The sequence below is a fragment of the Ktedonobacter robiniae genome, from assembly GCF_016587375.1.
Lineage (GTDB): Bacteria > Chloroflexota > Ktedonobacteria > Ktedonobacterales > Ktedonobacteraceae > Ktedonobacter > Ktedonobacter robiniae.
On record NZ_BNJG01000002.1, the window covers coordinates 2285992 to 2294993 of the forward strand.

Below are 9002 nucleotides of genomic sequence, written 5' to 3' on the forward strand. Positions count from 1 at the left end.
CTCCTTCTACTCTATTCAGTAAAGGGAAGCATAGTTTTATTCATAGATATTCTTGCTGCGCGTGAGTCATCAAGCCCATGCACAGCAAGAATTCCCTACTCAGGAGCGAGCTTCCGCTCCAACACTGACAGGTGTAGATTGCACAGTTGTACTACTTCCTGACGCAAGCAGGAAGTACCCGAAACCAGCCAGCGCTATGTACGTGAGGACGGGAGCAAGATTCCCCAACGCATGTGGGAAGAAGGGTAAAAAACTCAGAAAGCCCGCGACCAGGGTGGCGATGAGCAGCCAGGAAGGCCAGCGAGGGAAAATTCTGGCGCGCAATGTGGCAATAACAAACAAGAGGCTCCCAAGAATCTGTGCGACCAGGCTGAGGAAGAAGAACGGGTCCATAGCAGGCGGTGCACTGGTGGCAAGTGCCTGGATCGCGGGATTTGTGCTTCCAGCCAGGAACGACTGAATAGTAATCGAAGTGAAGGGAATCAGAACGCCTTGCATAAGCGTCACATATGCAAGGCTCAGAAAGCCTAACAGCCCCAGGATACCCGCTTGTTTCGCCTGGCGGGTGTATACCCCTGGCAGCCCAAGCAGAACAAGCAATCCACCAAGAAACCCAATGATGCTACTGGTCAAAAACAGGGAACTGGTCAACGCTTTCACATCCGTGTCACTGCTAAACGCCTGAGTCACATAGTAGACGACCGAAAGAATGCTACCGCTGAGCAAGGCAATGCCGCTCAGACGGTACGAGGTGCTTGATGACATGAGATCTTTCCTCCTTCAAGAGATAGCTCAAAAACACGATGGAGGTTGAGGCTTGCGTGATCTGGCCCCCATCGCTCCTGCCTGTAACTGTAGCAGGTGAACTATCCCAAGGTCGTCTGACTATGTCCTCAAAAATGCCCCAACTTTTTTGGGACACTTTTTGGGACGTTCCAGGTAGTTTTGCGAGAGAAAATGTGAAAGCGGGCACCCACTTGCATGAGAAAGATATGATGGATCTCAAAAATGGGCGCAGCCCTCTCAAGGGCACCTCCAGGGTGCCCTAATTCAACCCCTTAAATGATGAAATTGCCGCCATCCACCGTGAGATAGGCCCCAGTGATAAAAGAGGCCTGATTGGAAGCCAGATAGATAATGGCGGAGGCCATATCCTCCGGTCGTCCATTTCTCCGTAAAGGGGTCTTGCGGGCCATCTGGTCTTTCATCTCCTGTGGTGCGCCGGCATTGAGATCGGTGAGAATCATTCCCCCACCCACCGTATTGACCCGAATACCGGAGGGTCCAAGTTCCTCTGCCATATGCTGCATCATCGTCTCCACGCTGGCTTTGGCTATAGAGACTGCGACGGCTATTCCTCCTGCATTTGCTCGACGAGCATGGGTGGCACTGACGAAAATGATGCTTCCTCGCTGTTGCTTGATCATGTCTGGAAGAACTGCCTGACTGGGATAGTAGGCAGCTTGTAATTGGCCTCGGACAAATGACTCCAAAATGTCCCAACGACTTCCTGTGAAAGGGGCAAGGATCGCCTGAAGTTGTTCGTGGGCAGGGATCGAAGACGTAGGATTGCTGCTTGAGGCCGGGGCATTGAGAACCAGCGTATCAATAGGCCCGAGGGTCTCGCGAACGTACGCAACCATTTGTTCAACCTCCTCCTGCTTCGCGACATCCGCTTGAACGGCAATCGCTTTGCCTCCCGCCTTCTCAATGGTCTCCACGACCTCTTGAGCAGCCATTGCATTGCGATAATAGTTCACGGCCACCCTCGCCCCATGCTCTCCAAGTTGAATCGCTGTCGCCGCACCAATGCCGCGACTTCCTCCTGTTACTAAGGCAATACGATTCTTCATCAATGGGACTTCCATATTCATGTGCGTATCCTTTCTTTTATAGTTAGCCGGCTATTTAAAAAATTAAAAAAAGATGAAGAGCCTTCCTCTAGGAAAAGTTGGCAAGAGCTTGTTGAAGCAGACGACGCAACAGCGCCTGTTCAAGTTCAGTCATATGGAGGCAGATGCGAGCATCGAGATTCTTCCATACTTGCATAGCGGGCTCATAGAGTGCGCGCCCGGCTTCGGTAAGATAGACACGCGAAATACGTGTGTCCTGCTCATCAACACAACGCCTTACCAAGCCAGCACGTTCCATACGTTGCACTGATTTGGTAATCGTTGGCAGCTCTAGCTTGAGGCGAGCAGCCAGTTGAGATTGAGATAAGCCATCTTCTTCCCAAAGTAGGAAAAGCATAAACTCTTGCGCTGCATGCAAACCAAGCTGTTTCAGTGCTTCATCGGCTTGCCTGCGGTGCTCTTTGATCAACTGAATGAGAGCGTAGCTTACATCGTCTTCAAATGGATGCATGTGTTCCTCTGTTTTTTTACTTTGCTGGCTAACTGTACTGTCTTGAGTATAACGCGAATAGGCGCAGATTGTCAAGCAAGAGAGGATCAGTTGTGGTTGATGTTGTTGCGGTTTTCTTGGGGCGTAGAGTGATAAAAGGAGGATGCACCCTCTACCTAATGAGAAATCCTCTCACGAGAAACTATCGCATGCTTCTCAGTGTGTCAGCTGGCACATTGTCTGGAAGCTGAAGGCTACACTCTTCTCGTGCAAGAATGCTATGAGGCAAGAGGTGATGAGTAGAGGCATGATACGTATGAGAAGAGTAAACCGATATTTTCGGCGTCATGGAACCAATACTCAACGTTTGGCCATCAGGAAGGGAAGGTGGCACCAGCCTTTTGTCGGTTATGGAGTTGGGCTCGTTCTTGTCCTTCTTGCCGCACTTGTGAACCACCTTCTCAAAATGCCACACTTTATCTGGACGCCGTTTTGTCTGGTTGCTGTCATTGTCGGATTTATGTGGGGTGTTGGTCCCGCATTGGTTACCATGACCATAGGGTTCTTTGTCTTCAGCATCTTTGTCGTTCCTCAATATAACTTATTTGCCTTGAGTATTTGGTATGATTTCACTCTCCTCATCCCCTTTGTGTTTGCGCAAATTGCGATTGCTTGTCTTGCGGCTCAACATCAAGTGCAATACAAACGTGCCCTTGTCGCAAAACAAGAGGCACATGCGTACGCGCAGGAACTGGCAGCCGCTAATCAGCAGCTTGAGCGCGCGAACCGTCTCAAGGACCATTTTCTCATCCGGGCAGCCCATGAATTGAGGACCCCGCTTACCACGATACTTGGAGAGGCGCAACTCGCCCTGCGTCGCCTGAACAAAGGAGAAGGTGCAGCGACAGAGCCGCTCGTATGGAAGAAGCATTTTGAAAAAATTCTCGCGCGAGCATTCGCTTTGCACGCCTTGATGGAGGAAGTGATTCATCTGAGCAGTTTCCGGTCAGGAGATATTCAATTACGGCTGAGCCCATGCGATTTTGGTGAGCTCTGTCGTGAAGTCATCGAGGATCAGCGTGCATTCTCAAAGCGCACGATTACGTTTATATGCCCACCAATTCCTCTCATCCTGCAAGCCGATTACGAACGACTTTCCCAGGTCATCATTAACGTTGTCAGAAACGCCATTCAGTACTCGCCAGAACATACTGCGATCAATGTTTCTCTGAGTGTAGAACCTTCCAATATGCTTCTCCAGGTCCAGAATGAGGGGCCTGTATTTACTCGAGAGCAGCAGGAGCAGCTTTTCGAACCTTTTTATCGTACACCTTCCGCCGAAGCCACAAACAGAGAAGGGTGGGGGCTTGGCCTCACGATCTGCAAAGAGATCATTGAGCGACATGGTGGACGCGTATGGATAACCTCTTCTGAAGCCCAGGGAATCATTTGTTCTGTGCAGATTCCTTTTCAAGCACGCCAGGATATGTCGAATGTACCCTGTGATTGATTTCTGTCTTGTGTGTAATTGTAAAGGCTTTAGCGTGGGGAACTTTCGGTTAGGGATGGGAGGAGCTGGCGCAGATATCCCTGAATGCCTTTCTCTCTGTTCCACTGTTGCGGATAACCAAGCGAAACCTCTTCAAAGTGCACACCATCTACCACATCAGTACGAGGGATGTGTAAGTGTCCATAGATGACCATCGCCGTCGGAAAACGCTTATGCCAATCATGGGTACGCCGTGTTCCACACCAGAGAGAGAAGCGTGGAATACGCTTAAGGCGCACAAGGGGCTCGTAAAGGGGAAAATGGTTGATCAGGATCAGGGGTGTGGTAGGCTCTACTACTTGAAGACGCTTTTCGGTATATGCACAGCGTGCCGCGCACCATGCCGCTCTGGAGGGATAGGGGTCGGGGTGGAGTAGATATTCGTCAGAACAGAGGATATCGGCCTCAAGCGCCCATTCGAGTGCCTTATCTTCGGGAATCTCGGCTGGCCGAAAGCTATAGTCATAGAGAAGAAAAAGTGGTGCAAGCAAGTATGGAGTCCCGGCTCCGGGCCATTGCACATAGGGATCTTCGGGGGTCAGCACTCCATAGCTTCTGCAAATGGAGACCAGGGCAGCATATTTGGCGTCACCACGCAAGTTGTCGGAGGATGTTTTTTGAGATGGAATAGTCCATAGATCATGATTGCCAGGAACCCAGATAACCTGGGCGAAACGTCTGGTCAACAGAGACAGGGCATAACGCAGATGATCTAATGTCTCACCGACATCACCAGCCAGAATCAGCCAATCGTCCGGGTAAGAAGGAAGTTCCTCCAGCGCCTGCCTATTGGTGGCATGCCCAATGTGTAAGTCACTAATCGCGTAGAGTTTCATCGCCTTATTTTACCAGAGCTGCACCCAAAAGTCTCTATTTTTGCTAATGCCAGCAGGACTTCCCAATTCTAGGCATCATGAGTTTGTTCCTCTTCCTCTGCCAGGAGAAGCTGACTTCAACCTCCGAAAAGGCATACAGGGGTATCTGCGACAAATTCTTCCTTTTCCATGTTTAGCGTAGTTATCTACGCTGGGCTACTAGGAAATTTTACCCTGGGAGTGCCTATGAATACTTGTAATAAGGCCAAACACGGTATATCTTGTACAGAGAACAAGTTATTCATTTTTTGCATAATGACCACATATTGCAAGAAGGTTGATACATGGGGAAATTTACTTCTTTTAGAATAATAAATAAAAACGGGACTTTTAGATTTCCTGACGCGATCGAGCAGTTTGATACTGTGGATGAGACCGAACGTATTGAACTGGAGTATGCTTATGGCCCCGCTCTCTTACCAGAGGACAGCTGGTCAGGTGATGGTATGTGGCGCTATCTTGCGCTTTTGCCAACGTCACATAATATCCTATATCCTCTGGCTGTTGGTGGCACACCACTGGTAGCGCCGCTACAACTAAGGCAGCACACAGGTCTCCCTGGGCTATGGTTGAAAGACGAAACGCGTTCTCCGACGGGTTCAAACAAGGACCGGGCTACTGCGCTGATTTTAGAGCATGCTCTCCATCATGGTATTCATACCATTAGTTGTGCCTCGACAGGTAATGTTGCCTTGTCTCTCGCATTAGGGGCTGCCGCTTGTGGCCTTGAGGCTGTTATATTTGTGCCTGCTAATGTTTTGGACACTAAACTACATTATATGCAGATGGCCAACGCTACCATTTTTAAAGTGAAAGGGGGGTATGAAGCTGCTGTGCGCCTTTCACGTGAGGCTGCTCGTACCTTTGGTTGGTATGACCGTAATACAGGCTATAATCCCCTAACATTGGAGGCCAAAAAAACCGTCGCATTTGAAATCTGGGATCAATTAGGACGTCTGGTACCTGATGCTGTTGTCGTACCCGTTGGCGATGGTGTCACGCTCAATGGTATCGCCAAAGGCTTTCGCGAGCTGATGCTATGTGGCGCGACCACGCGCGTGCCGCGCATTATTGGCGTACAGGCTGAGCATTGCCAACCATTGAAAGGAGCCTGGGAAGGTAAGACTATTCCCCTGGCTCACAGTGGTGCAACTATTGCCGATGGCATCGCTGTGAGTGTGCCTATCAATGGGGCCATGGCCTTGCGGGATGTTTCTGAGAGCGGGGGAGGGTTCGTAGCTGTCTCCGATGAGGAGATATTGCAAGCTATCACACTGCTTGCCGCAGCAGGTGGCATTCTAGCCGAGCCTGCTGGAGCAGCAGCCCTTGCTGGCGCGCGAGTGGCTCTTGCACAAGGCCTTATACAAGAGCAGGAAACGCTTGTGGTGTTGGTCACTGGATCTGGCTTCAAAACTCCACAATATTTACACCCACAGCAATACCGTCCTATCTATGAGGTATCGGCTGATATTGATGAGGTTAAACGTGTTCGCTTGAAACACATTTAGATCCCGGAGAAACAGGCTCCATTTATATGGAAGGAGACGCCTTTGTTGATGTTACATCAAAGTAAAGGTTGTGCTTCTATTTTCTCCTTTTGTGGAGAGTGTCAGCTTATGCTGTGACATATATTGAGAAAGTAAGAAAAGGATTTCAGGATGCCTGTGAGAAAAGCGGCACAATCTTATCCAAATTTTCTTCTAAGAAGGGCACGCCAGGAGCAAGGGTGGTCGCAGCAAGAGGTTGCTGATCGTATCGGTGCTCCACATGCATTTATGATCAGTCGTTGGGAGAACGGGACCGCCCAACCTGGACCGGCATATCGTCAAAGTCTCTGTGAACTCTTTGATAAATCTCTCAAAGAGTTAGGATTTTCTAAAGAATCAGCTGAATCAGTTATTGTCCAGCCACAATTTCCCATCTATGATTCTCTGCTGCCTTTTCGCCTTTCTACTGCTCAGGACATTGTAGGAAGGGATCAACTACTGGCAGATTTTGCTCAACGTCTCTTACATCAGGAAGAGAGACAGCTTTTTGCGCTCTATGGACTTCCAGGAGTCGGAAAAACAACGCTGCTTATAGAACTGGCGAATAATCCAGAGATACGTGATTACTTCAAGGACGGTATCCTCTGGGCCGCTTTGGGGCCTCAAGCCAATATAATGACAGCGCTGAGTCGTTGGGGAACGCTCTTTGGTCTGGGAGATAGTGGGAACAAATCTCCGCATAGCTATGATGAATGGTTGTACGCTTTACGTTCGGCTATCGGGACGCGCCGTATGCTTTTTATTATTGATGATGTTTGGAGTCTTGAAGAGGCTCTTAAATGCAAAGTAGGAGGCCCTTATTGCTCTTACTTGCTTACGACACGTATCCCTGAAATTGCCTTATACTTTGCTGGAGATCAGGCGCAACAGATTTCGGAACTGAGCCTGGATGATGGGGTCAAACTGATTACGCAAATAGCACCCGCTCTGATTGAGTTAAGTCCCGATGCCCCACGCATGCTCGTTGAGTCGGTTGGTGGGCTGCCTCTGGCGTTGATCCTGATTGGTAATTATCTGTTGCTTCAAACACGCCATTTTCAGAGTCGGCGTACTCAATCAGCTCTTTTGCAACTGCAGGAGGCTGAGAAACGCTTGCAACTTGCGCTTCCTATGATACGTTATGAGCAAAACACACACCAACACTCTAACGTATCGTATAATTTGCAGACGATTATTCATATGAGCGAGGAGCGATTAGACGAGCGTTCACGCAGGGCGTTATCCGCGCTAGCTGTGTTTCCACCAAAACCGGATACATTTTCTGAGGAGGCTGCTCTAGCTGTGGCTGCGGTCGATGCGGATGTGCTTGACTACCTGATGGATCAAGGGATGATTGAAATTGGCCAGCGGGGTCGCTATCAAATGCATCAGGTTATTTCTGATTATAAGCGTTTGCAGGGGCGCAATAGTGAAGCTGAAATGCGTATGCTCTCCTATATGATCAAGTTCGCTGAGCAGTCCAGCACCAACTATCACTTACTGGAGCAAGATTTACACCTTATTACTAAGGCGGTTCAGTTGGCATTTGAGTACAAGCAGCATGATCTGGTGATACGGGGTGCGCTGGCGTGCTCAAAGTTTCTTTATGATCGTGGCCTACAACCTGTATCTGAAACCCTGCTCCACCAGGCTCTTTTGTCGTCAGAGCTCAGTAAGGACATGCCTCGAAGGGCGGAAATTTTACGGGATTTGACCAATATCTCTAAAGTTGCCGGCCGCTATGAGCAGGCAGAGAAACTGGCACTGGAATGTCTCACGTTGCTGCGTTCCCAAAAGCACGCTGGCGCACTTTTGAGTGAGATCCTGGCTCACCTGGGCCACATCATTTTGTTGCAAGGAAAATATGCAGATGCCAGACTCTATTTACTTGAAGGCCTCTCGTATGCTCGTCAGAACAGACTTCCCAAACAACTGAGCCGATTGCTCGGTCTCCTGGGGCTTATAGCCGAGTGTCAGGGAGATATGCCACAGGCGGAACAGTATTGGCGAGAAGGCTTAAAGATAGCAACACGGGCAGGGGAGCCAGAATCTCTCACGTATATTTGTGGTGTATACGGTGCCACGCTCTGTGAATATGAAAGATATGCCGAAGCAGAGGAGTATCTCCATAAAGGCTTAACGCTGGCTCAGCAAATGGGTTCACGTCCAGAAATCTGTCATTTTCTCCTGGATCTGGGCGACCTCGCCCTTAAACGTGGGGAGCATCAGCAGGCCGAAACATACTTGCAGCAGAGTCTCGGGTTGGCGCGTTCAATGTGTCTGCATCCAGCGCTCAGCGCAATATTGTTGAAGTTGGGAGAATGTGCGATTGAGCGAGAAGAAGATGAAACGGCCATGGATTATCTTCAAGAGGGGCTTGATTTTGCGCAACAAAAGGGCAATCGTTACTTTGTGAGTGGCATTTCTTCAGCCATGGGGAAGATATACTTGAAAAGGAGAGACCCCCAAAAAGCAGAAGACACATTCCTGGCCGCTCTGGCCTGTGCACCTGAAGAGAATGTATTTCATATAGCTAAAGCTCGTTATGGGTTGGCGCGAGTTCACTTGCTTCGTAATGAAAAAGTGCAGGCTCTGCAGGAGGGTGAGAAGAGCTTGCAGATCTTTGAGAAGATAAGAAGTCCACTTGCAGATGAGGTCAGGCAATGGCTTGACTGCCTTACTCCTGTATCAAGGAGGTGATGATACCCT

The 9002-nt window shown here is 49.4% G+C and carries 7 protein-coding genes; 3 read left to right on the forward strand and 4 right to left on the reverse strand.

Features of this window, described 5'->3' with window-relative positions:
- Positions 1 to 99: 99 nt before the first annotated feature.
- The 3 genes from JMJ04_RS30960 to JMJ04_RS30970 form a co-directional block, all read right to left on the reverse strand.
- On the reverse strand, positions 100 to 765 hold the full coding sequence (locus JMJ04_RS30960) for a hypothetical protein (RefSeq protein ID WP_201374201.1): 666 nt from the start codon (positions 763 to 765) through the stop codon (positions 100 to 102).
- 293 nt (positions 766 to 1058) lie between these two features.
- The gene (locus tag JMJ04_RS30965; RefSeq protein ID WP_201374202.1) at positions 1059 to 1874 is read right to left on the reverse strand and encodes an SDR family NAD(P)-dependent oxidoreductase; all 816 of its coding nucleotides are present in this window, start codon (positions 1872 to 1874) and stop codon (positions 1059 to 1061) included.
- Positions 1875 to 1941: 67 nt separating this feature from the next.
- The gene (locus JMJ04_RS30970; RefSeq protein ID WP_201374203.1) at positions 1942 to 2364 is read right to left on the reverse strand and encodes a MarR family winged helix-turn-helix transcriptional regulator; all 423 of its coding nucleotides are present in this window, start codon (positions 2362 to 2364) and stop codon (positions 1942 to 1944) included.
- Positions 2365 to 2809: 445 nt separating this feature from the next.
- Here JMJ04_RS30970 and JMJ04_RS30975 point away from each other — a divergent pair, with 445 nt between their 5' ends.
- Positions 2810 to 3853 carry a sensor histidine kinase gene (locus tag JMJ04_RS30975; RefSeq protein ID WP_201374204.1) on the forward strand — a complete coding sequence of 348 codons (1044 nt, stop codon included), beginning with the start codon at positions 2810 to 2812 and terminating at the stop codon, positions 3851 to 3853.
- Between the two features lie 29 nt (positions 3854 to 3882).
- Here the strand turns inward: JMJ04_RS30975 and JMJ04_RS30980 are convergent, their stop codons facing one another.
- Positions 3883 to 4728 carry a metallophosphoesterase family protein gene (locus JMJ04_RS30980; RefSeq protein WP_201374205.1) on the reverse strand — a complete coding sequence of 282 codons (846 nt, stop codon included), beginning with the start codon at positions 4726 to 4728 and terminating at the stop codon, positions 3883 to 3885.
- Between the two features lie 404 nt (positions 4729 to 5132).
- Here JMJ04_RS30980 and thrC point away from each other — a divergent pair, with 404 nt between their 5' ends.
- Together thrC and JMJ04_RS30990 are read left to right on the forward strand one after the other, a co-directional pair.
- Entirely contained in the window at positions 5133 to 6275 is a 1143-nt protein-coding gene (gene thrC / locus JMJ04_RS30985; protein WP_201374206.1) for a threonine synthase, read from the forward strand.
- A gap of 150 nt (positions 6276 to 6425) precedes the next feature.
- Positions 6426 to 8993 (forward strand): tetratricopeptide repeat protein, encoded by a 2568-nt coding sequence (locus JMJ04_RS30990; RefSeq protein ID WP_201374207.1) that lies wholly within the window; start codon positions 6426 to 6428, stop codon positions 8991 to 8993.
- The last annotated feature ends 9 nt before the right edge of the window (positions 8994 to 9002 follow it).